The following is a 26,994-nucleotide window of genomic DNA, read 5'->3' on the forward strand; positions in this document are numbered from 1 at the left end:
CCCAACCCCTCCCCTGAAGGGGAAGGGCTTTGGAGCCTCAGGGCGAAAAGCCGATCCGGGCTTGATATCGGTTATAACGGGTGATGCACCGGTTCATAACTCGCCTCTTAACGCCTTTCCGAGCAGGTGAAAATAGGTCTGCGAGTCCGGATCGCTCTCGGTGCCCCATTCGGGGTGCCACTGGACTGCAAGCAACGGTGCGCCATTGGGGCGGGCGCTATAGGCCTCGACTAGGCCGTCGGGTGCACGGGCCTCTATAGCCAAGCCGTCTGCCAGCTTGCCGATGCCCTGATAATGCACCGAATTCACATCCAGTGCAGGCTTGGCATAAGCTTCGGCCAGCATGCCGCCTTCGACCAATTCAACAGGATGGCGATGGTCGAACATCGCACCGAACGATACGCCATCCGGTGCGTGGTGACGGATGAGTTCGTCGCTCGCGCTGGTATCGCGGCGCAATGTGCCGCCAAGCGCCACGTTGATTTCCTGAAAGCCGCGGCAGATGCCAAATACCGGCTTTTGCAGATCGATCATCCGGTCAACCATGGAAAGCGCGATTTCGTCTCGACCTTCGTCAAACGGGCCTTCTCCGCCGTCGTCACCATAGCGCGTGGTCGCGACATTGGACGGGCTACCGGTCAGCAATATGCCGTCAAGCCGGGGTGCGACCTCGCCAGCGGTCATCAAGTCGGGCAATGACGGAACAATCAGCGCCGCGACATCGGCATAGGTCATCGCCGCCCGAATATAGCGCTCCATCACCGCCTGCGCGGGTTCGGTTCCCACGATGCGGTTGCAAGCGATAACGCCGAGGACGGGGCGTGACGTCATGCCGCCCCAATCAACTCCCGCCCGATCAGCATGCGGCGGATTTCGTTTGTGCCTGCACCTATGTCGAGCAGCTTGGCATCGCGCCAGTAACGCTCGACCGGCCAGTCCTTGGTATAGCCCGCGCCGCCCAGCGCCTGGATCGCTTCGCCAGCGACCTTCACAGCGCTTTCGCTTGCCAGCAGGATCGCGCCTGCCGCATCAAAACGCGTGGTCTGCCCGGTATCGCACGCCTTGGCGACATTGTAGACGTAAGATCGTGCCGAATTGAGCGCGACATACATGTCTGCAACCTTGGCCTGCATCAGCTGGAAGCTGCCAATCGCTTTGCCGAACTGCTTGCGCTCACGGACATAGGGCAGCACGACGTCGAGACAGGCCTGCATCACACCCAGTTGCAAGCCAGCAAGCACCACGCGTTCATAATCAAGCCCGCTCATTAACACGCCGACGCCGCCGTGCAGCGGGCCCATGATGCGGTCTTCGGGGATGAAGCAATCGTTGAACACCAACTCAGCTGTTGGCGACCCGCGCATGCCGACCTTGTCGATTTTCTGACCGATGCTGAACCCTTCGTCATCCTTTTCGATCAGGAAAGCACTGATCCCGCGCGATCCGCTTTCGGGCGCGGTCTTGGCGTAGACCACCAGCGTATCGGCATAAGGCGCATTGGTGATCCAGAATTTGGTGCCGTTGAGCACGAAACCACCCTGCACGCTGTCGGCCTTCAGCTTCATCGAAACAACGTCTGACCCGGCGCCTGCTTCAGACATGGCAAGGCTGCCGACATGTTCGCCCGAGACCAGCTTGGGCAGATATTTCGCCTTTTGATCGGGATTGGCCCAGCGACGGATCTGGTTGACGCACAGGTTCGAATGCGCGCCATAGGACAGGCCGATCGAAGCCGAGGCGCGGCTGACTTCCTCAACCGCAACCACATGCTCAAGATAACCAAGCCCAAGCCCGCCATCTTCTTCGGCGACGGTAATCCCGTGCAGGCCGAGTTCGCCCATCGCGGTCCATAATTCGTCGCGCGGGAACCAGTCGTCGGCGTCGATTTTGGCGGCCAGCGGCGCGATTTTGTCGGTGGAAAAGCGATAGGTGGTTTCGCGGATCATCTCCGCATTTTCGCCCAGGGCGAAGTCGAGTGTGGGTAGGTTGCTCATGGCCAAGCAAATGCCCTGCGACGGTTGCGGTTGCAACCATTTATGGCTCGCCACTGGCTATCGCCCAATTGTGGACTAGCGGCTCTACTCAACCGCTGTTAGGCACAGCCAATAATGTCTCCCCCCAAATTTCCTGTAAAAGCCGTTCTGGGCCCGACAAACACCGGCAAGACGCACCTCGCGGTCGAGAGGTTATGTGCGCATTCGAGCGGGGTGATGGGCTTTCCACTGCGGCTGTTGGCACGGGAGATTTATGATCGGGTGGTCGCAATCAAGGGGCCAAAAGAGGTTGCGCTGATTACCGGGGAGGAGCGGATCGAGCCGCCCGGGGCGCGCTGGTATCTCTGCACGGCGGAGTCGATGCCCGTTGGAAGGCAATTTGCTTTTGCCGCGCTCGATGAGGCGCAATTGGGTGCTGATCCCGAGCGCGGGCATATCTTCACCGACCGGATGTTGCATGTGCGCGGGCGTGAGGAAACGATGATCCTCGGTTCTGAAAGCCTGCGTCCGATGGTCCGGGCGTTATTGCCTGACGCCGAGATCATTTCACGCCCGCGTTTCTCCACGCTGAGCTATTCGGGTCCCAAAAAGCTCTCCCGCCTACCAAAGCGATCCGCCATCGTCGCCTTTTCGGTCGAGCAAGTTTACGCCGTTGCCGAACTGTTGCGCCGGTTGCGCGGCGGGGCGGCGGTGGTGATGGGGGCGTTGAGCCCACGCACTCGCAACGCACAGGTTGATATGTTTCAGTCGGGTGAGGTCGACTATCTGGTCGCGACAGACGCCATTGGAATGGGTCTAAACTTGGATGTCCAGCATATTGCTTTTGCTGGATTATCTAAATTTGATGGCAATCGCACGCGCCGGCTGACGGTCTCAGAAATGGCGCAGATCGCCGGTCGGGCGGGGCGGCACCAGCGCGACGGCACTTTCGGCACGGTGGCCGGCGAGGCGAGTGAAATGACCGCCGAGGAAGTGCTCGCCATCGAAAGTCACCAATTCCCGGCGCTCGACTGGATGTATTGGCGCGAAGCAGAACCGCGCTTTGACAGTCTGGCCCAGTTGATTGCCGATCTGGAGGCAAAGCCCGGTGGTCCGCCTTTGCGCGCAGCACCTGAGGCCGTCGATCTATCCGTACTCAAACGCCTCGCCGATATGCCGCAGGTCACCCAGCGACTGTCCGGTCCGAAAAGCGTCGCACGTCTATGGGAGGTCGCAAGCCTCCCCGATTTCCGCCAGACCGGCTCCGAACATCATAGCCGTTTTGTTTCAGCGCTTTGGGAGCATATGGCGCAGGGCGGCCCTTTGCCGCACAGCTATGTCGCGGGTGAACTGGCACGGCTCGACAATATCCAGGGCGATGTTGATACGATTTCGGCACGGATCGCAGCGGTGCGGACCTGGACTTATGTCGCCCATCGCGGTGATTGGGTGGAGGATCCACCAGCAATGGCAGAACGGGCACGCGGGATAGAGGAAAAGTTGTCCGACGCGCTGCACAATGCCCTGCGCCAGCGTTTCGTTGACCGGCGCACTTCAATGCTATTGCGAAAGGGCGGCAAGGACGAAGCACTGCTTCCCGTTCTGGTCGACGCGGAAAACCAGGTGTTCGTCGATGGCGAGCATATCGGCGAGCTTGACGGCTTCACCTTTCGCGTCGATTCCACGGCGCGAGTCGGGGAACGCAAATTGCTGCTTGCAGCAGCCGAGCGACATCTGGCAGCATATTTGAAAGACAAGGTGAGGGCGCTATTAATGGCCGAAGGGCAGGAATTTTCGCTGACACGCGATGCCGATGGACGTCCGGCATTGCAGTGGAATGGCGCTGTGCTCGGCCATCTGGCCCGGGGACGCAGCCTTTTGCAGCCGCTGTTCAAGCCGGTCCGTGCGGTGGCCGGCCTTGAAGGCGACGATTTGCGTGCCATCGCCGAAAAAGCCGAGAGCTGGATCCACGAACAACTGGCCAAACATATGGGTGGGCTGGTTGCTCTCAACCAGCTAGCCGCTGATGCGGCGACCGATGGTGTGGTTCGTGCCTTGGCTGCGCGTTTAGCCGATGCGGGTGGTATTGCGGGACGCCAGTTTTTGGCGGAAACGCTAACGGCATTGCCCAAGGAAGCCCGTGGCGCGGCGCGTAAGGCGGGGATCGTTTTCGGCGCTCTTGACGTTTATCATCACGCGATTCTGAAGCCCGCGGCCACGCGCTGGCGCTCTGCGTTGTTTGCGGCACTAACCGAAAAACCGATGCCTGAATTGCCGCCTGAAAGCGCGGTGCATCTGAAAGAATGGAATTTTGCGTCGACTGCCGACTGTCGCAATGCCGGCTATCGCCGCGTCGGTAACGAATATGTCCGCATCGATCTGGCCGAGCGGGTGATCAAGAAAGCGCACGAAGCACGCGGGCAGGCGCTCGAGTTCGGCATGGATATGGCCTTTGCGACATCGCTGGGTTTAAGCGAAGAGGGGCTGCAGGCGCTGATGCGCGATGCCGGTTTCCGTCGGATTGAGGCTATTCCTCCCCCATCGGGTGAGGGGGACCAAGGCGAAGCCTTGGTGGAGGAGCACGTTGAAGTTGTCCCTGAGCCAGACGCGGCAGAATCCTCGCCCAAAGCTGAAGAAATCGACAGCGAAGTTCAGGAAATCCCGCCTGCGCCCCACGACCATCCCGCGGATGGTTCCCCTCCCCATGCTGGGGAGGAACTGGTCGCCGAAGCGCCTAAGGATACAGTCCCCGAACAAACAGCGAGCTTGACCTTTTGGCGTTGGGTCGGAATTCGCAAAGCAAAGCCCGCACCGCGCCCAGACCGAACGCAGGACCGCAGGCCGCAAAAATCCGGCAAACCCGCACATGCGCCAAAGCCCGTTCCAGCCGCATCCAAACCGAAGAATGAAGCCCCATCGGCGCTTGCCTTGCAGCTTGCGGCGCTCAAGGAAAAAATGGGCGGCTGAGCTTGGCGGGCGACGCGTTGCGGATCGACAAGCTGCTCTGGCATTTGCGCCTGTCCAAATCGCGCAGCCTTGCCCAGGCTTTGATCGCCGAAGGTCATGTGCGGTTGAACGGCATTCGTGTTGAAAAACCCAGCGTTGAGGCGAAATTGGGCGACAGAATCACTCTGCCGAGGGGAGAGGGGGCACTGGCCATCCGCCTTCTTTCGATCCCGCAACGGCGCGGTCCGGCAACTGAAGCGCAGGCCTGCTACGATGAAATTTGATGGCCCAGCACATTTCCCCCGTTGACTTGCGTGCCCAAGGCACAATAGGCGTTGGTCAACAAACCGAACTGTTCAGGGGAGAAACCGAGCAATGACCTACGTCGTCACAGATGCCTGCATCAAATGCAAATATATGGACTGCGTAGAGGTCTGCCCTGTGGATTGCTTTTACGAAGGCGAGAATATGCTCGTCATCAACCCCAATGAATGCATCGACTGCGGCGTGTGCGAACCCGAATGTCCGGCCGAAGCCATTCTGCCTGACACAGAAAATGGCCTTGAGCAGTGGCTTGAGCTCAATACGCAATATAGCGCCGAGTGGCCAAACATCACGACGAAGCACGAAACCCCGGCCGATGCCGACGAGTTTAAGGGCGTCGAAGGCAAGTTTGAGAAATTCTTCTCTCCCGATCCGGGTCAAGGCGACTGATCGTGCGCGCTGCGAAGGCGCGCATTTTCGCGATTTGTTTATCTGTTGGACTGCTGCCCTTGCATGGCGCGGCGGCAAAGGCGCCTGAGCCAACGGATGAAGCTGCCGTTCGGGAAATCGTAGCAAAAATCTACGCGCCTTATTCACAGCCCATCCCTGAAGCGCCCGAGGATGGCAGTTATGCCCCGGACAATGCAGCAGGCGCTTCGGCTGACGGTTACGAACCGCCCTACACACATTCGCTCGCCGCGCTGATCGGGCGGTGGGACAGGCTGATGCAGGAGAGCGAGGAGCTTTACGGGCTCAATGGTTTCGACTGGTATTGCCAGTGTCAGGACAATGATCCGGCGACTTCCCGGCTGGTGCGGCAAAGCTATACCGCTAAGGGTAAAGACGCCATCGAGGCCAAAATCCTGTTCTCGCCTGGCCGCTTTGAGGGCAAGGATATGGGCGAACCTTTATTGTTTCGCTTCAGGCGAGAAAGTGGGCAGTGGAAGATCGACGACCTGAGGTTTCACGATTGGGATACTCTTCGAAAGGGTCTGGCTGACGATATAAAAGCAGCCTCAAAGAAGCCTTGAGCGACTAAATCAGTCCCGCGCTGCGCATGCTCGAAAAGCCATCCTTGCCGACAATCACATGATCATGGACGGAAATTCCAAGGCGCTTTCCGGTTTCGATAATCTCGCGCGTCATTGAAATGTCCTGTCGGCTGGGCGCGCTGTCGCCACTAGGGTGATTGTGGACCAATATGATCGCGGCAGCGCCCAGATCGATCGAACGGCGGATGATTTCGCGGGTGTAGATCGGGGCCTGATCGATCGAGCCTTCGCCCGCCACCTCGTCGCGGATCAGCATATTTTTCGAATTGAGATACAGCACCCGCACCCGCTCGATCGTCAGATGCGCCATGTCGAGCCGCAAATAGTCGAGTAGCGCCTGCCAGCTTGAGAGGATGGGCTGTTCGCGCACCGGCTCTGAAGCCATGCGCAAAGCCAGCGCCTGCACCAGCTTGATTGCCGCCGCTGCCTTTTCGCCAATGCCCTTCTGGTTTTGAAGGCTATAGGCGTCTGCGGTAAATACCGATGACAGATTGCCATAATGCGCGATTAGTTGCTTGGCGATCGGTTTGGTATCGATTCGGGGAATGGCAAGCATCAGCAAATATTCGACCAGCTCATGGTCCAGTAATCCGTCGCCGCCATTGTCCAGCAAACGCTCACGCAGCCGCTCTCGATGGCCTTCGCCATAATTTTCGTCTTTGTCGCGTGCTGTAGCCATTGAACAGGCTTGTTCCGCAATTTTGCCTTCGCTGCAAGGCGTTTGGAAGAAATCCGAGTTGCATGGCGCAAGTCTTTGGCGCATTTGTCGCGCGATGGAAGAAGAGCTTCCCGAAGCCCCACCAGCTAGGCGCTGGACGAAGCGCCGCATATTCGGCGCTGTGTTGCTGCTATTGTTTCTGCTGCTTGCTTATGTTTGGTGGAAGCGTGTCGATATCGCAGACGGCTTCGTGCGCGACTATCTGGAGAAAAACGGCGTTCGCGCGACTTATGAAATCGAGGATATCGGATTTCGTACCCAGCGGATCCGCAACGTCGTTCTGGGCGATCCAGCCAAACCCGATTTGACAGCAAAGCTCGTTGAAATCGAACTGGCAATCGGCTTCGGGCAACCCGAATTGCGCGAGATCCGCGCCGATGGTGTGCGCTTGAAAGGGCGCTTTGCAGACGGCAAACTCTATCTCGGCGAAGTTGACAAGCTGCGCGATATGGAGAGCAAAGAGCCGCTGTCGCTGCCTGACCTCAACCTTGCCTTGTCGGACGCGATCCTGTCGCTTGCCACGCCCTGGGGTGGGGTAGGGATAGCGGCGCAGGGCAAAGGCAATTTGCGCAATCGTTTCGATGGCAAAATTGTTGCACGCTCGCGGCAGATGGCGGGTGGCGGATGCAGCGCTGCTGGTGTGCGCTATGACGGCACGGTCCAGATTCGCAACGTCCGGCCAGAATTTATTGGCCCGCTGACGGCGACCGCTGCGAAATGCGATGCACAAAAGCTGGCGCTCGACGCCCCAGTCATCAATGGCAAAGTCCAGTTTACCGAAGCGTTCGACCGCTGGATCGGCGATGTGGCGATCGCCGCCAAGTCCGCGCAAGCGAACAAGCGCCGCGCCGATGGCCTCTCCGGAAAGCTGGCCTTCAACGGCAGCCAGCAACGAACCGAATATGATCTGGCACTGACAAAAGCCGCGCTGCGCATGCCCGAATTGTCGATGCGCAATCTGGCAGGTGCCGCTGAGGGCACGCTTTCTTTTTCCGACGCCGGCCTTGCCTTGACGGCGCGCGGCGATGCGAAACTGACGGGCACCGCTTTGCCGCAATCGATGCTGCCTTCGATGGACGAGCTGGTGCGCGGTACAAAGCCCACACCGGTCGGGCCTGTCGTTGCTCGCCTCGATCCGGCGCTGCGCAGTGCGATCCGCAGCTTTGATGGAACGTTGAATTTCGACATCGCAACTGCTCCGGCGGGCAGCAAGGTTGCAGTGGACCGCCTTTTTGTCCGTTCGGACAGCGGCGTCATTCTGCGGCAACAGGCAGAATTTGCGCTTGCGGATGGCCGGTTGAGCAATCCGGTGTCGTTGACTATGACCGGCGGTGATCTGCCCACAGGCAAGGTTTTGCTGCGTCAGCAGGGCGGCGGCTGGGCAGGCACGCTCAATCTGCAGCCCTATTCGGCCCCCGGCGGCAGTATCCACATTCCCACGCTCGCCTTTGAAGGCGGTGGCCGGAGGCCTTGGCGATTCAACGGTCAGGCAACGGTCACAGGACCATTGCTGGGCGGGATCGTGACTGGCCTCAGTCTTCCGATAGACGGGTCGTTTTCGGGCAATAGCTTCGCGATGAACGCCGCCTGCACCAATATCCGGTATAGCGGGCTCGCGACCGGATCGTTGCGTTTGCCGGCGGGCAGTTTGCGGGCATGCCCCCAGCGTGGTTCGATTTTGAATGTAGCCGGCGGCGAAACACGATTTGCGCTGGTGATACCTTCGCTCAGCGTCGACGGCACATTAGGCTCCTCTGAGTTGAAAGCCAGCGGCAGCAGCATCAGCTTTGATCTCGACAGCGGATTTGGCGCAAATAATCTGGCGATAGATCTGGGCCGCGAACGCACACAAAGCCGCTTCACGATTGCCCGGCTGGATGGGAAACTTGAAGGCCCAGGTGTCCACGGCACTATCAGCGGTGGAGCAGGCCGGATCGGCGAAGTGCCGCTGCTGATAAGCGAAGCCGACGGCCAATGGCGTTGGCAGGGCGATGTTCTCGGGCTAGATTCCAGCCTCTATTTGTCGGATGCCGAACAGGTTGACCGGTTCAACCAGCTGCGCGTGCCCGATTTGCAGGTGACTCTTACCAACAATGTCCTGTCGGCCATCGGCAACTTGCTGGAACCCGACACCGGCGTGAAGGTCGCCGATGCGCAGATATTGCATAGTCTCGATTCGGGCACTGGGAATGCCGTGCTGTCGGTTGACGGCCTGGCATTCAACGACAAGTTTCAGCCCGAAAAGATTACGCCGCTCACCCTTGGTGTGATTGCCAATGTGAAAGGGCGATTGACTGGAGATGGACGTATCGACTGGACTCCGGAAGCTGTGCGCAGCACGGGCCATTTCACTGTGCTGAATACCGATCTCGCCGCTGCCTTTGGCCCGGTCGAAGGGATCGAGACCGAGATCAAGTTCACCGATCTGCTTGGCATGGTGACCGAGCCGGGGCAGATTGCCCGCGTCCGTTCGGTTAATCCCGGCATTCCAACCTATGAAGGCGTTATTCGATACCAGTTGTTACCCGACCAGCAGGTCCGGATAGAGGAGGGCCGCTGGCCATTTTATGGCGGTGAGCTTATCCTTGAGCCGACGGTGCTCGATTTTGATATCGCATCGGAACGCAAGCTGACTTTCCGAGTGATAGGCCTCGATGCCGAGAAGTTCCTTGCCGGTTACGATCTGCAGAATTTGCAGGTTGAGGGCGTTTTCGACGGGACTTTGCCGATGGTGTTCAATCAGGAAGGCGGGCGTATCGTGGGCGGATATCTGGCTTCGCGTCCTGGCGGCGGTGAGCTCTCTTATCTGGGCGAGTTGACCTATGAGGATATGGGCGTCTTCGCCAATTTCGCCTTTCAGGCGCTGCGCTCGATACGCTTCCGCGAAATGCGCATTGGTGTTGATGGCAAGATAGATGGTGAGATCGTCACCGATGTCGCCTTTGAAGGGCTGCAGCAGGGCAGCCTTGCCAAGCAGAATTTCATCACCAAGCAACTTGCCAAGGTGCCGATCAAGTTCAACGTTCGCATCGAAGCCGAGTTTCTGCAGCTGATCGGCTCGATCCGCGGGCTTTATGATGCAGATTATGCGTTGCAGCAGGGCAGGGATATTATCGAAAGCCAGAACAAACCGGTTCCCGGTGAGGGTCCGCCGCCCGGAGGGAAAAGATGAACGAAATTGATCGCCAAATGAACGGCCTATTCAGCCTGCCGAAAGCGAGGGAGGGGTATATGCAACATAGATTGACGATGGATGGCAATGGTGCGATCCGTCGAAAGATGACGAAAGGGGCAATTCTCTTCCTATGTTTGGCTGCATCGGCCCTTCCGGGTTGTGTGCAGGTAACAGCGCCTGACAAGCCAATTGTGATCAACCTCAACATCGCTATCCGTCAGGAAGTGCTGTACAGGCTGGATCAGGCTTCGAAGGAAGTGATCGAAGAGAATTCGGAGATATTCTGATGGCTTTGAGTGAAAAGATGAAAGACCGTATCGAAATGGTTGCAGCCGCGCTGCTGATCGGTGCTGCTGTTGCAGGCAGCGGCGCAATGGCGCAGCGCGACCCGGCCTATCAACAGGCGCGTGCCGAAGGTTTGATCGGTGAGAAGACAGACGGCTATCTCGGCTTTGTCAGCGCACCTTCGCCTGCCGTGAAAGCGCTGGTTGACGACCTCAATATCAAGCGCAAGGCGAAATATACCGAAGAGGCGCTCGCCAACGGTGCAACGGTTGAAGAAATGGCGTTCCGAACAGGTTGTCGTTTGATCAAGGAACGCACGGCGCCGGGTGAGAAATATCAGGCGCCAGACAAGACGTGGAAAAACCGCGACGCTACCGATCCAGTGGTGGATGTGCGCTGCCCTTAAGTGCCGGTAAAAAAAGTTTAGGAGGCCCGGAGAAGCAATTTTCCGGGCCTTTGCTTTTGCACTGCAGCATATTTGCCGCCGGGCAGTTGACTTGGGGCAGGCCCTCTCCTAAAGCGCGCGTGCCTTGGCGGGGTTGCCCGGAGTCTTGGCGGTTCTCCCCAGTTGATACCGAGTATCAAAATAGGAGGAATTGCATGGCTTCAGAAGATCCCGCGCAGGATGGCAAAGGCCAAAAAGACCCTCGGCTCGATTCGTTAGACATGCAGCTGAAAATGGTCCGGAAGGCCGAGGCAGAACGTACGGGGCAAGACGTGCCCCCGGCCAAAGGAATGCGGCAGGGGAACCGGGTCTTGACCGAACTGATCGCCGGTCCTGCGGGTGGTGCTCTTGTCGGCTGGTTGTTTGACCAGCTGTTCGAGACCACGCCAGCGCTTCTGTTGGTCTGCATGTTTTTGGGCATCGCGGTCGCCTTCAGGAATATATACAGGATTTCGCAGGAGCGTCCGGAATAGCACTACTTGTGCTGCAACTGGGCGTTCTCGTCGTATAAACGCGGCCCCGCTTGCGGGGCTGTTGGCATAAGCAGGGTACGGGAAAAGTGGCAGGCGAAAGCGGCAAAATCGATCCGATGCACCAGTTCCAGATCGAGCCTTTGGCGAAGCTGGATTTGTTCGGATATGACATCTCCTTCACCAACTCTTCGCTGTTCATGCTGGTCGTGCTGGGTGCCATCTGGGTCTTCATGGCTGGTGGGATGAAGCGCGAACTGGTGCCCGGCCGCTGGCAGATGGCAGTTGAAGGCGTAACCGGCTTCATTAACAACATGATGAGCTCGAGCATCGGGCCCGAGGGCAAGAAATATGTGCCTCTGGTCTTCTCGCTTTTCATGTTCATCCTTTTCGCAAACTTCATGGGCATGATGCCAATCGGTATAGTCCCCGGCGCACATGCATTCACCGTTACCAGCCACCTGACTGTCACTGCGGTGCTCGCGGTTCTCAGCTTCGGCACGGTGCTGGTCGTTGGTCTTTGGAAGCATGGCCTGCATTTCTTCAGCCTGTTTGTTCCGCACGGTACACCCTGGTGGCTTCTCTGGCTCATCCCGCTGATCGAGCTCTTCTCCTTCCTCATCCGCCCTTTCAGCCTCGCGCTGCGTCTTTTCGTCGCGATGACGGCGGGCCACGTGCTGATGAAGGTGCTCGCAGGCTTCGTAATTAACGGCCTGAATGCCGAGGCGCTGTGGGTTGCCCCGCTCGTCGCCTTGCCCTCCTTCATCCTGATGATCGGTATCACCCTGCTCGAACTGCTGGTGTGCGCCATCCAGGCCTATGTCTTTGCGCTTTTGACCTCGCTCTACATCAACGACGCGGTCAATCTGCACTGAGTTTTTTCGACGTTTTCCAACCAAGTTTGAGTTTTAACAGGAGTTTATATCATGGAAGCAGAAGCAGCAAAATTGATCGGTGCCGGTCTCGCAGCTATCGGTGCGGGTCTCGCAGCTGGCGGCGTGGGTAACGTCTTCGGTTCGTTCCTTCAGGGCGCATTGCGCAACCCCGCGGCTGCCGACAGCCAGCAGGGCCGTCTCTTCATCGGCTTCGCGGCTGCCGAACTTCTCGGCCTGCTCGCGTTCGTCGTGGCGATGATCCTGATCTTCGTTGCTTAAGAGTTATTAGGGGAGGACACCCCGGCGCATTGACGCCGGGGGCCACTTCTCCAAATTAAAAACCCTCCATTTAGCGAGCGGATCAAATGCCTCAAATCGCCCAGATACTGGAAACCTATGCCTCGCAGTTCTTTTGGATGCTGCTGGTTTTCGGCATTCTCTATTTCGTGATTGGCCGCGGCATGGTGTCGAAAATCGACGCCAATGTCGAAGCCCGCGATCGCAAGATTGCCGATGACCTTGCCGCCGCCGAAAAGGCACGTGCCGAAGCCGACGGACTGGTAGCGGGCGGTAGTGAGGCATTGAACGCCGCTCGCGGTGAAGCCCAGGCCAAGGCGGCTGCCGCCAAGGCCAAGGGTGCCAAGGATGCCGAGGCACGTCTTGCCAAAGCGGACGCAGAAGTTGCAGCCAAGCTGGCCGCAGCCGAAGCCGACCTCGCCAAGGCACGCGCCAAGGCGATGGCTGGGGTTGAAAGCGTTGCAGCCGAAGCCGCGGCAGATATTGTCGCCAAGATTTCGGGTGCGAAGGTCAGCGCTGCGCAGGCGGCGACTGCAGTGAAGGCGGTATTGAGCTGATGACACAGGCAGCAGCCCCCGAAGCAATGGCCACCGAAAAGGCCGTGATCGATAACACCACGGTTGATGGCGCACCCGTTGCGGACACGCACGCTGCCACCGAGGCGCATGGCGGTGCGGAAGCACATGCCGCACCCGCCGCGCTCGGCATGGATGCGACGATGTGGGTCGCGCTCGCGATGCTCGTCGTGATCGCGTTGTTCATCTGGAAAAAAGTGCCCGCTATGATCGGTGCGGCGCTCGACAAGCAGATTGACGGCATCAAGGCGCAGCTCGATCAGGCAACCAACCTGCGCAAGGAGGCCGAAGCGATCAAGGCTGACTATGAAGCCAAGGCGAAGCAGGCCGCTGCCGACGCCGAAGCGATGACAGCGCATGCCGAGGAAGAGGCGAAAGCAATTCTCGCCAAGGCCAAAACCGACGCAACCACATTGATCGCGCGCCGCGCCCAGTCTGCTGAAGACAAGATCGCCGCCGCCGAACGCGCAGCCATTGCCGATGTTCGCGCCAAGGCCGCCGCTACGGCTGCTGCAGCTGCGGAGGCACTGATCGCCAAGCATCACGATAGCAAGGCCGATGCCGGTCTGGTTGACGCAACGATTGCAAAATTGAACTGAATCCTCTCTCCCCTTCAGGGGAGAGATATGAAGCCTTTGCCGCGTATGCGGCTTAGGCGAAGTTGAGAGGGGGAGTGCGCCAAACCCCTCTCCGTTGCGACTAACTCGCTTCGCTCGCAAGTCTCACACCTCTCCCCTGAAGGAGAGAGGGGTTTTGCATCAATAATTGATCATAATCTTCCGCGCCAAGGCAGGCGATATGCTTTCGACGATGCGCAAAAGCTTGGTCATTCCCACATTGGCTTCCTTGGCATTGGTCTCGATCGCATCGACAATCTGGGCCGCGCATTCCGGCGCAGGCATCTTGCTTTTGCCGCCGCGCCCTGCGGTCAGCTTGGTTTCGACCACAGGCGGCAGCACCTCGAGCACATGGATAGCAGTGTCGCGCAACTGGTGGCGCAGCGCCATCGTATAGCTCCGCAGTCCCGCCTTGGTCGCGCAATAGATCGGCCCGCCCGATCGTGGCGCGATGGCAAGGCCCGACGTCACATTGACGATCATCGCCTCAGGTCGCGCGCGCAACACGGGCATCAAACCGGTAATCAGGTGGATGGGCGCATTGAGGTTCGCGGCGATGCAGCGGTCATTGTCGGCGAGATCCGGCATAGCCTCGCGGAAATCATGGTCGCTGCCAAGGCCAGCATTGTTGATGAGGATATCGATATCGCGGTCCTTAACCGCAGCAAGGATCGCATCGACACCCGCCTTCGACGACAGATCGGCTGCAATCACTTCATAACCCGCTGACTTGGCCGCCTCAATCCGCTCTGGCGTCCGACCGGTGACGATTACTGTCGCGCCCTTGGCCTTGAGTTGCCCTGCCAGTTCGCGCCCGATGCCGTCGGTGCCACCGGTCAACAATATGGTCTTTCCCGAAACTTGCATCTAATGTCCTCCTCAGATCCAATTTAAGTAGCATTTTGAAACTAGATGTCAAAGGCCGACCGTCCAGACCAGCCCAACTCGGCTTCTCGCTTTAACGAGGAGGCGCAGACCTATGCCGTGCGCGGCGCCGACCAGCCTGATTTAGAGGGCGGGGTCGCCGCGATCCGCAATGTCTGGAAAACGCTGCCGACCAAGCCCGGCGTGTACCGTATGCACGATGCGCGCGGCGATGTGCTTTATGTGGGCAAGGCGCGGGCGCTCAAGAACCGCGTCACCAATTACACGCAGGTTGACCGGCTGCCCAACCGGCTACGGCGGATGGTTTCGCTGACGCGCAGCATGACGATTGTCACGACCAACAGCGAAGCCGAGGCGCTGTTGCTTGAGGCGCAGCTGATCAAGCGCTATCGCCCCGCTTACAACGTGCTGCTGCGCGATGATAAAAGCTTCCCCTTCATCCTGCTGCGCGCCGACCATGATTTCCCGCGCATCCAGAAGCATCGCGGCGCTCGGCGGCATAAGGGTGAATATTACGGGCCTTTCGCTAGCGCCGGCTCGGTCAATGTCACGCTGAATGCGCTTGAAAAGCTGTTTCTGTTGAGGAGTTGCACCGACAGCTTCTTCAACAATCGCGACCGGCCCTGTTTACTCTATCAGATCAAGCGCTGTTCGGCCCCCTGCGTCGATCGGATCGACAAGGCTGGCTATGCCGAGCTGGTGGCGGACGCCAAGGCGTTCCTCGGCGGCAAATCGACCGCGGTGCAGGCCAAGCTGGCGAAGGAAATGGAGGGCGCTGCAGAAGCGCTCGATTTCGAACGCGCGGCGATGGTGCGCGACAGGTTGAAGGCACTGACCTTCATTCAGGGCTCGCAGGCGATCAACGCGGCGGGGATTGGCGATGCTGATATCTTTGCGATGGCGCATAAGCAGGGTGTGATCGGAATCCAGGCTTTCTTCATCCGCGGCGGGCAGAACTGGGGCCACCGCGCCTTCTTCCCCGCACACACACAGGACAGCAGCGACGAAGAAGTGCTGACGCTGGTGCTCGCGCAATTTTACGAAGAAGTGCCGCCCGCGCGGTTGCTGCTGCTCGACCGTGAACTGCCCGAGGCCGATTTGCTCGCCGAGGCGCTGAGCGAACGGGCAGGGCGCAAGGTCGAGATCGCCGTCCCGCAACGTGGCGACCGTACAAGGCTGGTTGCACAGGCCAAGCGCAATGCCGAGGAGGCGCTCGACCGGCGGCTGGCGGAGACGACCACGCAAGGGAAGCTGTTGCGCGAGGTCGCCGAACTCTTCGAATTGGCCGAGCCGCCGCAGCGCATCGAGATTTACGACAACAGCCATATTCAGGGCAGCAATGCCCTCGGCGCGATGGTGGTCGCGGGGCCGGAAGGCTTCATCAAGGGGCAGTACCGCAAGTTCAACATCAAGCAGGCGGCCACCGACGATGATTTCGCGATGATGCGCGAAGTGTTCGAGCGCCGTTTTGCCCGCGCGCAGGAAGAGGACCCGGATCGCGAGAAGGGCGAATGGCCCGATCTCGTCCTGATCGACGGTGGCAAAGGGCAAGTGAGCGCGGTGCGCGAGGTGTTCGAACGCCTCGGCATAGAGGATGTTCCCTATATCGGCATCGCCAAAGGCCCGCATCATGGCCGCGAGGGGCGCGAGGTTTTCCACTTCCCCGACGGCCGCGAGCTGACCCTGCCGGTGAACGCGCCCGTGCTGTTTTACCTGCAACGCCTGCGTGACGAGGTGCACCGCTATGCCATCGGCGCCCACCGCACCAAGCGCGCCAAGGCGATCACCGCGAGCCCGCTCGACGAAGTGCCCGGCATCGGCCCTTCGCGCAAAAAGGCGCTGCTACTCCACTTCGGCACCGCCCGCGCGGTGCGTTCAGCGAGCCTTGAGGATTTACAGATGGCGCCGGGGGTGTCAGCTGCAGTGGCGCAGACGGTGTATGATTTTTATCATGGGGGAGGCGAATAATGCCCAATATTTCAGCCAACGGAATTGAACTACATTACGAAGACCACGGCCCAACCGGCGCACCCGCTATCCTGCTCGTCATGGGGCTGGGCGCGCAGATGATTGCCTGGCCGGACGAGTTTGTTCAGGGCATTGTTGGCGAGGGCTTTCGCGTTATCCGCTATGACAATCGCGATGTCGGCATGTCGCAGCGGATGGAGCAGGCGGCGACGCCCAATCTGGTGTGGACGATGTTGAAGGCGCGTTTCGGCCTGCCGTTGGGCGTGGGCTATACGCTGTCCGATATGGCGAAGGACGGGATCGGGCTGCTTGATGCGCTTGGGATCGAGCGCGCGCATGTCGTCGGTGCGTCGATGGGCGGGATGATTGTGCAGCTGATGGCCGCAAACCACCGCGAACGGCTGTTGAGCATGACATCGATCATGTCCTCCAGCGGTGCACCGGGATTGCCCGGCCCACGTGCGGATATACGTCGGGGGATGATGGCAAACCGTCCATCGGGAGCCGACCGTGATGCGGCGGTCGCCTTTGGGGCGGAGCTGGTGAAGTCTTTTTCCTATCCCGATCCTGCCCGCCCGGAAAATGCCCATGCCGAAATGGCCGGGCAGGCCTTTGACCGGGGCTATTATCCGATTGGCACCAGACGCCAGTTGCTGGCGATCATTGCTGATGGCAGCCGGGTCGAGCGTTTGAAAACGATCAGCACGCCTACCTTGGTCATCCATGGCGGTGCCGATCCGCTGGTTCCCAAGGATGGCAGTATCGACATTGCCCGCCATGTGCCCGATGCGCGGCTGGAGATTATCGACGAAATGGCCCACGACCTGCCGCCATCGCAGGTGGGCCGCATGGTCGGGCTGATTGCTGGGCATGCATCCTCGACGAACTAACCAATCCTCCCCATCGACTTGCGATGGGGAGGGGGACCACCGAAGGTGGTGGAGGGGTAGCGGGCGTGAGCCCGCCTAACGGCCGTTGCAATTCCCCTCCGTCATCGCTGCGCGATGCCACCTCCCCATCGCAAGTTGATGGGGAGGATCATTCACCTATTATCCAACTGCCCCCGCACAGCCCGCAATCCCTCTCGTGTAATACGATAGGGTGCGCCGCCTGCGCTGGCGATCAGCCTTTTGCGCCGCAGCTTCTGGAAAACCGCAATGGTGCAATCGCCCAACCGCCAGCCATCGCGGTTCATGCAGTCGACTTCGATGATGCGGCCTTTGTCGTCAAAGCGGTGGATGATCGAACCGCCCTGCGCCAGCGCGTGCAGCACGCGCTGTTCATATTTTGAAACATTCATGGAAAACCTGTCCGTTGAACGCGGAAATTCATCCGGAACGCGTTGTGCGCTTCGGACTTCACGGTCGGCGGTCAGCGTGAACTGGTCACGCGCGCCGGATCAACGGATGGCAATCTCTTGCATTATTCCCTCAACGGATTCGCGGGTGAAATAACATCGAACTACCCCGCGGCAAAGAGCCAAGCTGTATTATCCGCCTAACTCTGCGCATGACATCGGGCTGATTAGGCGTTAGTCCTCACGCTATGAACGACAAGTCCAAGCCCCAGCCAACGGCCACTCCGGCGAACACTCAGTTTGAGGATCGCGTGCTGGTTGGCTTCTTGCTGGCGGTGTCGCTGGCGATGGCGTGGATTGCCTGGCCGTTTTTCGGGGCGATCCTGTGGGCGCTGGTGGTGACAATTGCGTTCGCCCCGGTGCACGACCGGTTGCTGCTCAAAATGCCCGCGCGCAAGAACACGGTCGCCTCGCTCACGCTGTTGCTGGTGATCGCGCTGGTGATCATTCCCGCCTTCATCGTCGGCTCGCTGATGGTCGATGAAGCTTTGCGCACCTATGATTCGGTGCAGACCAAGGAAATCGACTTCGCCAAGCTGGGGCAGGATCTACAGGCCGTCATCCCACAGCGCTGGCAGGATATGGCCGGGCGCTATTTCACCCCTGATTTTGAGGAGCTGCAGTCAAAGGCGAGCGCGCTGGTGACAAGTGGGGTGCAGATCATTGCGGGGCAGGCTGTTTCGGTTGGGCAGCGCGCGTTCAATTTTGCGATGGCTCTGGGCGTGATGCTCTATCTCACCTATTTCCTGCTGCGCGATGGCCGACAGATCACTCGTCGTATTGGCGAAGCCATTCCTATGCGCGCCGAACAACGCCGGGCCTTTTTTGACAAATTCACCACCGTGATCCGTGCGACGGTAAAGGGCAGCATCGTGGTCGCCATCGTTCAGGGCATCTTGGGCGGCGTAATCTTTGCATTTCTCGACATAAGGGCCGCCGTGCTTTGGGGTGTAGTAATGGGTTTGTTCTCGCTGATCCCTGCCGTAGGCACCGGCATCATCTGGGTGCCGGTTTCGATCTATTTGCTGGCAACCGGAAGCGTTTGGGAAGGCGTGACGTTGTTGCTTCTGGGCATTTTCGTGATCAGCATGGTCGATAATGTCCTGCGCCCGATACTCGTCGGGCAAGACACGCAAATGCCCGACTATGTTGTGCTGATTTCAACGCTGGGCGGATTGAGCGTGCTGGGTATCAACGGATTGATTGTCGGCCCCGTCGTTGCGGCAATGTTCATTTCCGCGTGGGAAATTTTCACCGAAAACAGGGCCGTCGCCAATCATAGCATCAGCTAGTGCTGTTCAACCTCGCGGGCGCAATTGATGCACAGAGCGGCCTCGGGAAAAGCCTCTAACCGCTTTTCGCCGACATCTTCGCCACAGCGCGTACATTCGCCGTAGCTTCCGACGTCCACTCGCGCCAAGGCTGCCTTAACCGCAACGATTTCGCGTCCGAGCAGGGCATCCTGACCTTCCAGTGCATCGTCATCCTCGCGTTCGGTTGCCTGTTCGGCAAAATCGGCGCTCAGGGGTTCGGCCAGATCAGCCTCGATACGCGCTGCGCGCGCTTCGAGCTCCGCCAGCCTTGCCTCCAATCCGGCTTTGACGCTTTTAAGATCGGTCATGCTTATGCTCCTGCCTTTGCCGCAGAAATCATAGCTGAAACCTGATCGAGAATCGACAGCCGTTCTTTTTTGAGTTCTTCCGCCCGTGCATCGGACGCGGGTTCGATCCCTGCTTCGATGCGGTGAATCTCGCGATTGAGATCGTGATAATGGTCGGCGAGCTTGGCAAAGTGCGGGTCGCTGACTTTCAATCCGTGCAGGATTTCGGCATCTTCGGGAAATTCGGCATGCAGTTCGTGCGAAACATGGGTCATTTTCTGTCCTTTATGTTCTGGTTCAACAAAGGCCAGTATGGCGCAGTTTTTGCTTCTGCGCTTTGCGCAAGATCAAAGGCTTGAACCCTGCGGGTCAGGATTTGCGTTTTGGTGCCGCACTTTTGGGTTTGAAGCTGCACAAATCGGCGACCGCACAACGCCAGCATTCGGGTGTCCGGGCCTTGCAGACATAGCGGCCATGCAGGATCAGCCAGTGGTGTGCGCCCAGGCGGAACGGGGCTGGAGTTTTCTTGTCGAGCTGCTTTTCGACTGCAAGCGGCGTCTTGCCCTTGGCAAGGCCGGTGCGGTTGCCGACGCGGAAGATGTGGGTGTCGACGGCAAAGGTTTCGGCGCCGAATGCGGTGTTCATCACGACATTGGCGGTCTTTCGCCCGACTCCCGGCAAGGTTTCGAGCAGATCGCGATCCGCCGGAACCTTGGCATCATGATCGCGCACCAATATTTCGGACAGCGCGATCACATTTTTTGCCTTGGCGTTAAACAGGCCGATGGTCTTGATATGCTGCTTCAGGCCGTCTTCGCCCAGATCGAGCATATGCTGCGGCGTTTTCACGCTTTCGAACAGCTTCCGCGTCGCCTTGTTCACACCGACGTCGGTCGCCTGGGCGGATAGCACCACCGCGACCAGCAACTGATAGTCGTTGCCATATTCCAGCTCGGTTTCTGGCGAGGGGTTATCCTCAGCCAACCGCCGGTAGAATTCGAAAATATCCGCCTTTTTCATAGCCGCCACTATTTGGCGGATTCTGTCGCGCTGTCATCGGAAAAAGCGACGCTATCATCGCGCAGGCCAATACCGATCATTGCCCTCGGGACATCGGCCTCCGCCGAAACCACCGGAAAGGCGCAATAATCGGCGGCATAATAGGCGCTGGGGCGGTGATTACCCGATAGGCCGATGCCGCCAAAGGGGGCGGCGGAGGACGCGCCGTTGGTCGGCTGGTTCCAGTTGACGACACCAGCCCGGCTGTTTGCCCAAAACTCGTTATATTGCTCCGGCGTCCCGCCGACCAATGAGGCAGACAGGCCAAAGCGGGTATTGTTGGCTTCATCAATCGCTTCGTCGAATGTAGCAACGCGAATAACCTGTAACAGCGGGCCGAACAGCTCGATATCGGGCCGCTCGCGCATATCGGTGACATCGATGATACCCGGCGAAAGGAAGGGCCGTTGCGGCTGCGGCCGGGTCATGTGCCGGATTGGGCGACCGCCATGGCTCATCAGCGCCAGAAAGCTTTCGGTCAGGCCATCGGCGGCCTCGTTATCAATCACAGGCCCCATGAACGGCGGCACTTCGGCATGCGGTTCATCGATCACCAACCGGTCGACCAGCCGCTTCAGTTCGGGAATGAAAAGATCGTAGAGATCCTGTTTGATGATCAATCGCCGCGCGGCGGTGCAGCGTTGGCCCGCCGACAGAAATGCGGATTGAACGACCAGCACGGCGGCGCTGTGCAGATCGTGCGTATCCCACACGATGATCGGATTGTTCCCGCCCATTTCCAGCGCCAATATCTTGTCCGGGCGCGATGCAAATTGGCGGTTGAGGGCTATGCCTGTCTGCGCGGAGCCGGTGAACAGCAGCCCGTCCAGTCCTGCATGACCCGAAAGGGCCTTTCCGGTGTCGGGCCCGCCTTGGACGATATTGACGACCCCGTCCGGAATCCCGGCCTTGCGAAAATAGTCGATCAGCATCGCGCCGACCGCAGGTGTTTTCTCGCTTGGTTTGAACACTATCGCGTTGCCAGCAATCAGGGCCGGAACGATATGGCCGTTGGGCAAATGGGCAGGGAAATTATAGGGACCAAGCACTGCGAGCACGCCATGCGGTTTGTGGCGAACGGCGTTGCGCGTTCCGGGCTTGCCGTCAAAGCGGCGTTGCGACGTGCGGTCCGCATAGGCTTTGACCGAGATGTCGACCTTGTTGACGACAGATTCGACCTCGTTGCGCGCTTCCCACAACGGCTTGCCGGTTTCGCGTGCGATGCAATCGGCAAAGCTTTCCAGATCGGCCTTCACCCGGCTGCCGAACGAACGGACGAACGCAATCCTGTCACTCAGCGGGGCGGCAGCCCAATTGGGCCAGGCCCCCCTTGCGGCAGCCACAGCCGCATCGACATCACTGGTCGCGCCGCGCCACAGCTCGGCCCCGGTCGCGGGTTCGTAGGATACCAGTTCCGTCAAATTCAAACTTGCCCTTACGCAATCATTTCATGGCCATTTACCATAGTTTGCCGCATCCGGCTTTATATCAAGTAAATATACCGACTTTCGGGATGTAAAATCACCCGTTTCGAAGCGCGGCGCCAAATGTGCGAATAGCTTCGATTTTCTGCGAAAGCGGTGCCCAGTCGTCGTCTGATGCAATCGCCTGCCAGATCGCCTCAACCTCTTCGATCAGCATCGAACAAGGTGCGTGTTCCGCCCAGTAAGTTGACGGGGTCGATGTCGCGGGTCCAAACTGGCTCAGAATTTCGGTGAAAGCGGAATAGCGTTCGCCCTCATAGCCCCGGTTTGGAAGCATTCCGCCGCGATGATAGTGGAAGAAATCTGCAATCGGAATCGCTGCATCAATCATCGCCCGCTCGCCAGCCTCGACCAGCGCACGGTCGGTTTCGATGCCCTTGGACACGACTCCAAGTCGCCACAGGAAGCGCTCAACGATCGCCGCCTGAAACAAGGCTGGAAAGCGTTCGAGTGCCTCGACCAAAGGCGGGGCTTCGCTGATCAGGCGCAATGAAATCGCCAGTTGCGCAAGGTTCCAGTGCATAGCCTCGGCCTGCCTACCAAAGGCATAGAGCCCCTGCTGATCGAAATAGGCGGCGGTGAAACGCGGGTCCCAATTCGGGTTGAAGCGCCAGGGGCCGTAATCGAAGCTTTCCCCCGTCACATTGATATTGTCGCTGTTGAGCACGCCGTGGACAAATCCGGCGACCATGAAGCTGGCGGCTTGTTGCGCAATCCGTTCTACAGCGCCGTTGAGCAGCTGAGCCGCCGGGTTCTCTCCGGGTTCCTGTTCGTACAGGTGGATGAGGACATAGCGCGTCAGCCGATCGACCATCCCGGTGTCGTCTTCATAGGCCAGTCGCTGAAAGGCACCGATGCGGATATGGCTGTGGTTGAGACGCACCAATACGGCAGAGCGGGTCGGCGAAGGTTCGTCATTGCGCGCCAGATCCTCCCCGGTTTCTATCACCGAAAAGGTTTTGGAGGTCTCAACGCCCAAAGCCTCCAGCATTTCGGTTGCCAATATTTCGCGCACGGCGCCCTTTAATGTCAGACGTCCGTCGCCATCGCGGCTATAGGGGGTGGTCCCCGACCCCTTGGTGCCAAGGTCAAGCAACCGCCCCTGATGGTCCCGCAATTGCGCGAAGAGGAAACCGCGTCCGTCGCCAATGTCGGGATTGTACACTCGGAACTGGTGGCCATGATAGCGCAGCGCCAGCGGTTGCGGTAGGTTGTTGGGCAGCGGCTTGAACCGGGCGAAATGTTCGATCCATTCGGCATCATTCAGCCTGTCGAGCCCGACCGTCGCCGCCCAGCGATCATTGCGATACCGCAATATGGCATCAGGAAAGTCGGCAGGCCGCACCGGATCACCAATTTTGTCGCCAAGGCTGGTGATTTTCGGATCGGCGCGGTAGGGGGCGGGGGAGGGATTCACATTCATCGTCCGCAATGTCTGGGGGCATAGGGCAGGAAAGGCAAGCATGGCCGAATTTGAAGACGGCTATTGGTGGTCGGGCGACGAGCTGCGGCTGCATTACCGGGATTATGCTGGGCCGGTTACCCGTGCACCACTGATCTGCATGCCCGGCCTGACGCGCAACGCCCGCGATTTCGAACCGGTGGCGGCATTATTGGGCGGAAAGCGTCGTATGCTGGCGATCGACTTCCGTGGCCGCGGCGAAAGTGCCTATGCCAAGGATCCGATGACCTATGTCCCGCTGACCTATGCGCAGGATATGGATGTCCTGCTGCGCGAACTGGATCTGAAGAAGTTCGTCCTGTGCGGCACCTCGCTCGGTGGGATCGTGTCGATGCTGCTCGCGGCGCAATGGAAAGACCGGCTCGCGGGCTTTATCCTGAACGATGTCGGCCCCGAAATCGGCAAGGCCGGGGCGGAGCGTATCCGCAACTATGTCGGGCAGGGGCGTAGTTTCGAAACCTGGATGCACGCCGCCCGCGCGATGGCAGAGGCGCAAGGCGATATCTATCCGGGCTATGGGCTGGAAGAGTGGCTGCGCTTTGCAAAGCGCACCTGCAAACTGGCGTCGAACGGGCGCATCGTGTTCGATTATGACATGAAGATTTCCGAACCCTTCAAGCTGCCCGGCGGTGAAGCAGGGGTTGATCTCTGGCCCTTGTTCGCCATGCTGGAAGAAGTGCCCTTGCTGGTGATACGCGGTGAGAATTCAGATATTCTTGAAAAGGCAACCGCTGCCAAGATGGTGAAGAAGTCGAAGCAGGCGACGCTCGTCACCGTCAACGCCACCGGTCATGCACCCTCGCTGGATGAACCTGAAGCGCTGTCGGCGATTTCCGATTTTCTGAAAACTATCAAATAAGAACAATGTCCAAAGTCCGTATCCTCCATCTTTTCAGCAGCTTCGATCTTGGCGGCAAAGAGGCGCGTGCGGTGCGCCTGATGAACCATTTTGGCGACAAGGCGATGCATACGGTGCTGAGCGCCGTTCCAGATGCCTTGGGCGCGCGCGAGGCGATAGATCGCAGGATCGAGGTCACCTTTCCGGGCGATGCTGCTCCGGCGCTGCACGGGCGGCCGGGCATGGGGCGCTATCGCAAGCTGGCCCAATATATGAAGAAATTCCATCTGGTGCTCAGTTATAATTGGGGAGCGATGGACGGGGTGATGGCGCGCACTTTGTTCGGTTCGAGCATGGGGCTGCCACCGCTGATCCACCATGAGGATGGCTTCAATGAAGACGAGTGGGAAAAGCTGAACTGGAAACGCAACTGGTTCCGCACCATCGCGTTGCAGCGTTCGGCGGCGCTGGTGGTGCCTTCGTTGACGCTGGAGAAGATTGCCAAGCAGGTGTGGCATCAACCTGCCGAGAAAGTTTATCGTTTCCCTAATGGCGTTGACGTTCATCGTTACGAGAAGAAGCCGCAGCGTGGTTCCTTTCCTGGCTATGTCAAACGCGATGGCGAGATTGTCGTCGGCACGATTGCCGGATTGCGCGCCGTCAAAAACCTGCCGCGGCTGGTGCGGGCGGTTGCAGCAGCTGGACCGAACTTCCGGCTGGCGATTGCGGGTGAGGGGCCTGAGCGCGAGGCGATATTGGCTGAGGCGCAGCGGGTCGGTTTGTCCGACCGTCTGATCATGCCCGGCTTCCTCAAAGACCCTGCGCGTTTTGTCGGGCTTTTCGACATTTTTGCGCTGTCGTCCGACAGTGAGCAATATCCGATCTCGCTGGTCGAGGCTATGGCGGCGGCGCGGCCGGTTGTGTCAACCAAGGTAGGCGATGTCGCCGCGATGGTTTCGCGCGAAAACCGGCGGTTCATTGTCGATCGGAATGACGAGGCGGGCTTTGCCGCGGCATTGCGGGAGATTGGCAACAATCCGGAATTGCGCACCGAACTGGCACACGCCAATTATGCCCGCGCGCTGGCCGAATATGGCGAGGCAGAAATGCTGGCACGCTATCAGCAGCTTTATGGTGCAACGATGCGGCGCGCAGATTTTGCGCGACAAGATTGAGGCATTCGTTTAGCGAATCTGCCATTGGGGAAGGCGCGCCGGTTGGCGCAAATTGATAGGGGTAGCTTGAGTGTTTAAGGGTCTGAAACCCATTATTTATGGTGGCCGCGAAGTTTGGCCGCTAATCGAAGGCGGCAAGGGCGTTGCTGCAACCAATCATGCCAGCTCGGGCGCGTGGGCCGCCGCTGGCGGTATCGGTACTGTCTCTGCCGTCAATGCCGACAGCTATGACGATAATGGCGACATGATCCCGCAGGTTTTCTTTGGCAAAACCCGCGCAGAGCGTCATGAAGAGCTTGTCGAATATGGCATTCGCGGCGGCATCGCGCAGGTCAAGCGCGCGCATGATATTGCGGGCAACACCGGTGCGGTCAACATCAACGTGCTGTGGGAAATGGGCGGTGCGCAGCGCATCCTGCACGGCATCCTTGAACAGACCAAGGGGCTGGTCACCGGCGTTACCTGTGGTGCAGGGATGCCGTACAAGCTATCCGAAATTGCTGCGCAATATGGCGTCTATTATCTACCGATCATCAGCTCCGCCCGCGCCTTTCGCGCGCTGTGGAAACGCGCCTATCACAAGGTGCCCGAATGGCTGGGTGCAGTGGTCTATGAAGATCCCTGGCTCGCGGGTGGCCATAATGGCCTCTCCAATGCCGAAGATCCGACCAAGCCCGAAGATCCCTATCCGCGCGTCAAGGCGTTGCGCGAAACGATGCGGCAGGAAGGCATCCCTGACGAACTGCCGATCGTGATGGCGGGTGGCGTCTGGTATCTGCGCGATTGGGAGAATTGGATCGACAATCCCGAACTAGGGCAGATCGCCTTCCAATATGGCACGCGGCCGTTGTTGACGCAGGAAAGCCCGATCCCGCAGGGTTGGAAAGACCATCTGACCAAGATTCCCGAAGGCGGTGTGCTGCTGCACAAATTCTCGCCCACCGGTTTCTATTCGAGTGCTGTCATCAACCCGTTCCTGCGCCAATTGCAGGCGCGGTCGGAACGGCAGATACCTTATTCGACCGAACAGGCGGGCGATCACACCGCGACGCTTGATGTCGGGGTGCGCGGCAAGAATTTCTGGGTAACCCCGCATGATCTGCAGCGCGCGCGCGAATGGGATGCGCGCGGCTATACGATGGCGCTTAAAACGCCGGACAATACGGTGATTTTCGTCAAGCCCGACGAAGGTGCCGTTATCCGCAAGGATCAAACCGATTGCATGGGCTGTCTGTCACATTGCGGTTTTTCGTCATGGAAAGACCATGAGAATAATACGACCGGGCGCCTCGCCGATCCGCGCAGTTTCTGCATCCAAAAGGCGCTGCAGAATATCGCGCATGGTGCGCCGATCGACGAAAACCTGATGTTTGCCGGGCATTCGGCCTATGAATTTGGGCGCGATCCCTTTTATTCCAATGGCTTCGTGCCGACGGTGAAGCAGCTGGTTGATCGCATCCTGACCGGCGATTGA

General features: G+C 59.1%; 28 protein-coding genes. 18 read left to right on the top strand and 10 right to left on the bottom strand.

The annotated features are described in order from the left end of the window. Positions 1-93: 93 nt before the first annotated feature. Complete coding sequence (locus ABL922_RS05030; protein ID WP_349023115.1) at positions 94-831, bottom strand: gamma-glutamyl-gamma-aminobutyrate hydrolase family protein; 738 nt, start codon at positions 829-831, stop codon at positions 94-96. After that, positions 828-1,994 carry an isovaleryl-CoA dehydrogenase gene (locus ABL922_RS05035; protein WP_349023116.1) on the bottom strand — a complete coding sequence of 389 codons (1,167 nt, stop codon included), beginning with the start codon at positions 1,992-1,994 and terminating at the stop codon, positions 828-830. The genes ABL922_RS05030 and ABL922_RS05035 overlap by 4 nt, the downstream gene beginning before the upstream one ends. Positions 1,995-2,108: 114 nt before the next feature. Here ABL922_RS05035 and ABL922_RS05040 point away from each other — a divergent pair, with 114 nt between their 5' ends. The 4 genes from ABL922_RS05040 (at position 2,109) to ABL922_RS05055 (ending at position 6,214) form a co-directional block, all read left to right on the top strand. After that, a complete protein-coding gene (locus ABL922_RS05040) occupies positions 2,109-4,940 on the top strand; it encodes a helicase-related protein (protein WP_349023117.1) in 2,832 nt (943 codons plus the stop codon). 2 nt (positions 4,941-4,942) lie between these two features. Further along, entirely contained in the window at positions 4,943-5,203 is a 261-nt protein-coding gene (locus ABL922_RS05045) for an RNA-binding S4 domain-containing protein (RefSeq protein WP_349023118.1), read from the top strand. Between the two features lie 91 nt (positions 5,204-5,294). After that, positions 5,295-5,633, top strand: a complete 339-nt coding sequence (gene fdxA, locus ABL922_RS05050; protein ID WP_349023119.1) for a ferredoxin FdxA — start codon at positions 5,295-5,297, stop codon at positions 5,631-5,633. 2 nt (positions 5,634-5,635) lie between these two features. After that, positions 5,636-6,214 carry a hypothetical protein gene (locus tag ABL922_RS05055; protein WP_349023120.1) on the top strand — a complete coding sequence of 193 codons (579 nt, stop codon included), beginning with the start codon at positions 5,636-5,638 and terminating at the stop codon, positions 6,212-6,214. Between the two features lie 4 nt (positions 6,215-6,218). On the opposite strand, the gene radC is transcribed toward ABL922_RS05055, so the two are convergent. Then, on the bottom strand, positions 6,219-6,914 hold the full coding sequence (gene radC, locus ABL922_RS05060; RefSeq protein ID WP_349023121.1) for a DNA repair protein RadC: 696 nt from the start codon (positions 6,912-6,914) through the stop codon (positions 6,219-6,221). Between the two features lie 94 nt (positions 6,915-7,008). Here radC and ABL922_RS05065 point away from each other — a divergent pair, with 94 nt between their 5' ends. The 8 genes from ABL922_RS05065 to ABL922_RS05100 all read left to right on the top strand — a co-directional run bounded on the left by ABL922_RS05065 (position 7,009) and on the right by ABL922_RS05100 (position 13,674). After that, a complete protein-coding gene (locus ABL922_RS05065; protein ID WP_349023122.1) occupies positions 7,009-10,125 on the top strand; it encodes a YdbH domain-containing protein in 3,117 nt (1,038 codons plus the stop codon). Continuing rightward, positions 10,122-10,415, top strand: a complete 294-nt coding sequence (locus ABL922_RS05070) for a YnbE family lipoprotein (RefSeq protein ID WP_349023123.1) — start codon at positions 10,122-10,124, stop codon at positions 10,413-10,415. Before ABL922_RS05065 ends, ABL922_RS05070 begins: the two co-directional genes overlap by 4 nt. Beyond that, positions 10,415-10,819 carry a YdbL family protein gene (locus tag ABL922_RS05075; RefSeq protein ID WP_349023124.1) on the top strand — a complete coding sequence of 135 codons (405 nt, stop codon included), beginning with the start codon at positions 10,415-10,417 and terminating at the stop codon, positions 10,817-10,819. Before ABL922_RS05070 ends, ABL922_RS05075 begins: the two co-directional genes overlap by 1 nt. 194 nt (positions 10,820-11,013) lie before the next feature. Then, positions 11,014-11,331, top strand: coding sequence for an AtpZ/AtpI family protein (locus tag ABL922_RS05080; protein ID WP_349023125.1), 318 nt, complete (start codon positions 11,014-11,016; stop codon positions 11,329-11,331). A 116-nt stretch (positions 11,332-11,447) separates the two neighbouring features. Continuing rightward, positions 11,448-12,203, top strand: a complete 756-nt coding sequence (locus ABL922_RS05085; RefSeq protein WP_324332965.1) for a F0F1 ATP synthase subunit A — start codon at positions 11,448-11,450, stop codon at positions 12,201-12,203. A 51-nt stretch (positions 12,204-12,254) separates the two neighbouring features. Further along, positions 12,255-12,482: a F0F1 ATP synthase subunit C gene (locus ABL922_RS05090; RefSeq protein ID WP_115548870.1), complete on the top strand. Its 228-nt coding sequence runs from the start codon at positions 12,255-12,257 to the stop codon at positions 12,480-12,482. A gap of 86 nt (positions 12,483-12,568) precedes the next feature. After that, on the top strand, positions 12,569-13,057 hold the full coding sequence (locus ABL922_RS05095; protein ID WP_349023126.1) for an ATPase: 489 nt from the start codon (positions 12,569-12,571) through the stop codon (positions 13,055-13,057). Further along, positions 13,057-13,674, top strand: a complete 618-nt coding sequence (locus tag ABL922_RS05100) for a F0F1 ATP synthase subunit B (RefSeq protein WP_349023127.1) — start codon at positions 13,057-13,059, stop codon at positions 13,672-13,674. The genes ABL922_RS05095 and ABL922_RS05100 overlap by 1 nt, the downstream gene beginning before the upstream one ends. A 159-nt stretch (positions 13,675-13,833) precedes the next feature. Here ABL922_RS05100 and ABL922_RS05105 read toward each other — a convergent pair whose 3' ends face one another. Beyond that, on the bottom strand, positions 13,834-14,559 hold the full coding sequence (locus tag ABL922_RS05105) for an SDR family NAD(P)-dependent oxidoreductase (RefSeq protein WP_349023128.1): 726 nt from the start codon (positions 14,557-14,559) through the stop codon (positions 13,834-13,836). Positions 14,560-14,604: 45 nt separating this feature from the next. Here ABL922_RS05105 and uvrC point away from each other — a divergent pair, with 45 nt between their 5' ends. Both uvrC and ABL922_RS05115 read left to right on the top strand, forming a co-directional pair. Then, the gene (uvrC, locus tag ABL922_RS05110; RefSeq protein WP_349023129.1) at positions 14,605-16,545 is read left to right on the top strand and encodes an excinuclease ABC subunit UvrC; all 1,941 of its coding nucleotides are present in this window, start codon (positions 14,605-14,607) and stop codon (positions 16,543-16,545) included. Then, positions 16,545-17,435, top strand: coding sequence for an alpha/beta hydrolase (locus tag ABL922_RS05115; protein ID WP_349023130.1), 891 nt, complete (start codon positions 16,545-16,547; stop codon positions 17,433-17,435). The genes uvrC and ABL922_RS05115 overlap by 1 nt, the downstream gene beginning before the upstream one ends. Positions 17,436-17,587: 152 nt before the next feature. Here the strand turns inward: ABL922_RS05115 and ABL922_RS05120 are convergent, their stop codons facing one another. Continuing rightward, complete coding sequence (locus tag ABL922_RS05120) at positions 17,588-17,845, bottom strand: YjhX family toxin (RefSeq protein WP_349023131.1); 258 nt, start codon at positions 17,843-17,845, stop codon at positions 17,588-17,590. 245 nt (positions 17,846-18,090) lie between these two features. On the opposite strand from ABL922_RS05120, the gene ABL922_RS05125 reads away from it, so the two are divergent. Further along, complete coding sequence (locus tag ABL922_RS05125) at positions 18,091-19,194, top strand: AI-2E family transporter (protein ID WP_349023132.1); 1,104 nt, start codon at positions 18,091-18,093, stop codon at positions 19,192-19,194. Here ABL922_RS05125 and ABL922_RS05130 read toward each other — a convergent pair. From ABL922_RS05130 to ABL922_RS05150, 5 genes are all read right to left on the bottom strand, one after another. Beyond that, positions 19,191-19,523, bottom strand: a complete 333-nt coding sequence (locus ABL922_RS05130) for a TraR/DksA family transcriptional regulator (RefSeq protein WP_349023133.1) — start codon at positions 19,521-19,523, stop codon at positions 19,191-19,193. The genes ABL922_RS05125 and ABL922_RS05130 overlap by 4 nt on opposite strands. A gap of 2 nt (positions 19,524-19,525) precedes the next feature. Continuing rightward, a complete protein-coding gene (locus ABL922_RS05135) occupies positions 19,526-19,777 on the bottom strand; it encodes a DUF465 domain-containing protein (protein ID WP_349023134.1) in 252 nt (83 codons plus the stop codon). A 94-nt stretch (positions 19,778-19,871) separates the two neighbouring features. Continuing rightward, positions 19,872-20,522: an endonuclease III gene (nth, locus tag ABL922_RS05140; protein WP_349023168.1), complete on the bottom strand. Its 651-nt coding sequence runs from the start codon at positions 20,520-20,522 to the stop codon at positions 19,872-19,874. 8 nt (positions 20,523-20,530) lie between these two features. Continuing rightward, positions 20,531-21,982: a succinylglutamate-semialdehyde dehydrogenase gene (astD, locus tag ABL922_RS05145; RefSeq protein WP_349023135.1), complete on the bottom strand. Its 1,452-nt coding sequence runs from the start codon at positions 21,980-21,982 to the stop codon at positions 20,531-20,533. A 100-nt stretch (positions 21,983-22,082) separates the two neighbouring features. Further along, positions 22,083-23,468 (bottom strand): protein adenylyltransferase SelO family protein, encoded by a 1,386-nt coding sequence (locus ABL922_RS05150; RefSeq protein ID WP_349023136.1) that lies wholly within the window; start codon positions 23,466-23,468, stop codon positions 22,083-22,085. Between the two features lie 40 nt (positions 23,469-23,508). On the opposite strand from ABL922_RS05150, the gene ABL922_RS05155 reads away from it, so the two are divergent. From ABL922_RS05155 to ABL922_RS05165, 3 genes are all read left to right on the top strand, one after another. Further along, positions 23,509-24,366 (top strand): alpha/beta hydrolase, encoded by an 858-nt coding sequence (locus ABL922_RS05155; RefSeq protein ID WP_349023137.1) that lies wholly within the window; start codon positions 23,509-23,511, stop codon positions 24,364-24,366. Between the two features lie 5 nt (positions 24,367-24,371). Next, the gene (locus ABL922_RS05160; RefSeq protein ID WP_349023138.1) at positions 24,372-25,520 is read left to right on the top strand and encodes a glycosyltransferase family 4 protein; all 1,149 of its coding nucleotides are present in this window, start codon (positions 24,372-24,374) and stop codon (positions 25,518-25,520) included. Positions 25,521-25,590: 70 nt separating this feature from the next. Further along, positions 25,591-26,994 carry a nitronate monooxygenase gene (locus ABL922_RS05165; protein WP_349023139.1) on the top strand — a complete coding sequence of 468 codons (1,404 nt, stop codon included), beginning with the start codon at positions 25,591-25,593 and terminating at the stop codon, positions 26,992-26,994.

The organism is Sphingorhabdus sp. (genome assembly GCF_040079335.1).
Taxonomy (GTDB): Bacteria; Pseudomonadota; Alphaproteobacteria; order Sphingomonadales; family Sphingomonadaceae; genus Sphingorhabdus_B.

Bases quoted from the DNA above. Each gene is read 5' to 3' on its own strand.
- fdxA (WP_349023119.1), top strand. From the start codon at position 5,295: ATGACCTACGTCGTCACAGATGCCTGCATCAAATGCAAATATATGGAC.
- ABL922_RS05085 (WP_324332965.1), top strand. From the start codon at position 11,448: ATGCACCAGTTCCAGATCGAGCCTTTGGCGAAGCTGGATTTGTTCGGA.
- ABL922_RS05120 (WP_349023131.1), bottom strand. From the start codon at position 17,845: ATGAATGTTTCAAAATATGAACAGCGCGTGCTGCACGCGCTGGCGCAG.
- ABL922_RS05090 (WP_115548870.1), top strand. From the start codon at position 12,255: ATGGAAGCAGAAGCAGCAAAATTGATCGGTGCCGGTCTCGCAGCTATC.
- ABL922_RS05070 (WP_349023123.1), top strand. From the start codon at position 10,122: ATGAACGAAATTGATCGCCAAATGAACGGCCTATTCAGCCTGCCGAAA.
- ABL922_RS05130 (WP_349023133.1), bottom strand. From the start codon at position 19,523: ATGACCGATCTTAAAAGCGTCAAAGCCGGATTGGAGGCAAGGCTGGCG.
- ABL922_RS05040 (WP_349023117.1), top strand. From the start codon at position 2,109: ATGTCTCCCCCCAAATTTCCTGTAAAAGCCGTTCTGGGCCCGACAAAC.
- ABL922_RS05035 (WP_349023116.1), bottom strand. From the start codon at position 1,994: ATGAGCAACCTACCCACACTCGACTTCGCCCTGGGCGAAAATGCGGAG.
- ABL922_RS05080 (WP_349023125.1), top strand. From the start codon at position 11,014: ATGGCTTCAGAAGATCCCGCGCAGGATGGCAAAGGCCAAAAAGACCCT.
- ABL922_RS05135 (WP_349023134.1), bottom strand. From the start codon at position 19,777: ATGACCCATGTTTCGCACGAACTGCATGCCGAATTTCCCGAAGATGCC.
- ABL922_RS05150 (WP_349023136.1), bottom strand. From the start codon at position 23,468: ATGAATGTGAATCCCTCCCCCGCCCCCTACCGCGCCGATCCGAAAATC.
- ABL922_RS05125 (WP_349023132.1), top strand. From the start codon at position 18,091: ATGAACGACAAGTCCAAGCCCCAGCCAACGGCCACTCCGGCGAACACT.
- ABL922_RS05075 (WP_349023124.1), top strand. From the start codon at position 10,415: ATGGCTTTGAGTGAAAAGATGAAAGACCGTATCGAAATGGTTGCAGCC.
- ABL922_RS05030 (WP_349023115.1), bottom strand. From the start codon at position 831: ATGACGTCACGCCCCGTCCTCGGCGTTATCGCTTGCAACCGCATCGTG.
- nth (WP_349023168.1), bottom strand. From the start codon at position 20,522: ATGAAAAAGGCGGATATTTTCGAATTCTACCGGCGGTTGGCTGAGGAT.
- uvrC (WP_349023129.1), top strand. From the start codon at position 14,605: ATGTCAAAGGCCGACCGTCCAGACCAGCCCAACTCGGCTTCTCGCTTT.
- ABL922_RS05105 (WP_349023128.1), bottom strand. From the start codon at position 14,559: ATGCAAGTTTCGGGAAAGACCATATTGTTGACCGGTGGCACCGACGGC.
- ABL922_RS05115 (WP_349023130.1), top strand. From the start codon at position 16,545: ATGCCCAATATTTCAGCCAACGGAATTGAACTACATTACGAAGACCAC.
- ABL922_RS05160 (WP_349023138.1), top strand. From the start codon at position 24,372: ATGTCCAAAGTCCGTATCCTCCATCTTTTCAGCAGCTTCGATCTTGGC.
- ABL922_RS05155 (WP_349023137.1), top strand. From the start codon at position 23,509: ATGGCCGAATTTGAAGACGGCTATTGGTGGTCGGGCGACGAGCTGCGG.
- ABL922_RS05065 (WP_349023122.1), top strand. From the start codon at position 7,009: ATGGAAGAAGAGCTTCCCGAAGCCCCACCAGCTAGGCGCTGGACGAAG.
- ABL922_RS05095 (WP_349023126.1), top strand. From the start codon at position 12,569: ATGCCTCAAATCGCCCAGATACTGGAAACCTATGCCTCGCAGTTCTTT.
- radC (WP_349023121.1), bottom strand. From the start codon at position 6,914: ATGGCTACAGCACGCGACAAAGACGAAAATTATGGCGAAGGCCATCGA.
- ABL922_RS05100 (WP_349023127.1), top strand. From the start codon at position 13,057: ATGACACAGGCAGCAGCCCCCGAAGCAATGGCCACCGAAAAGGCCGTG.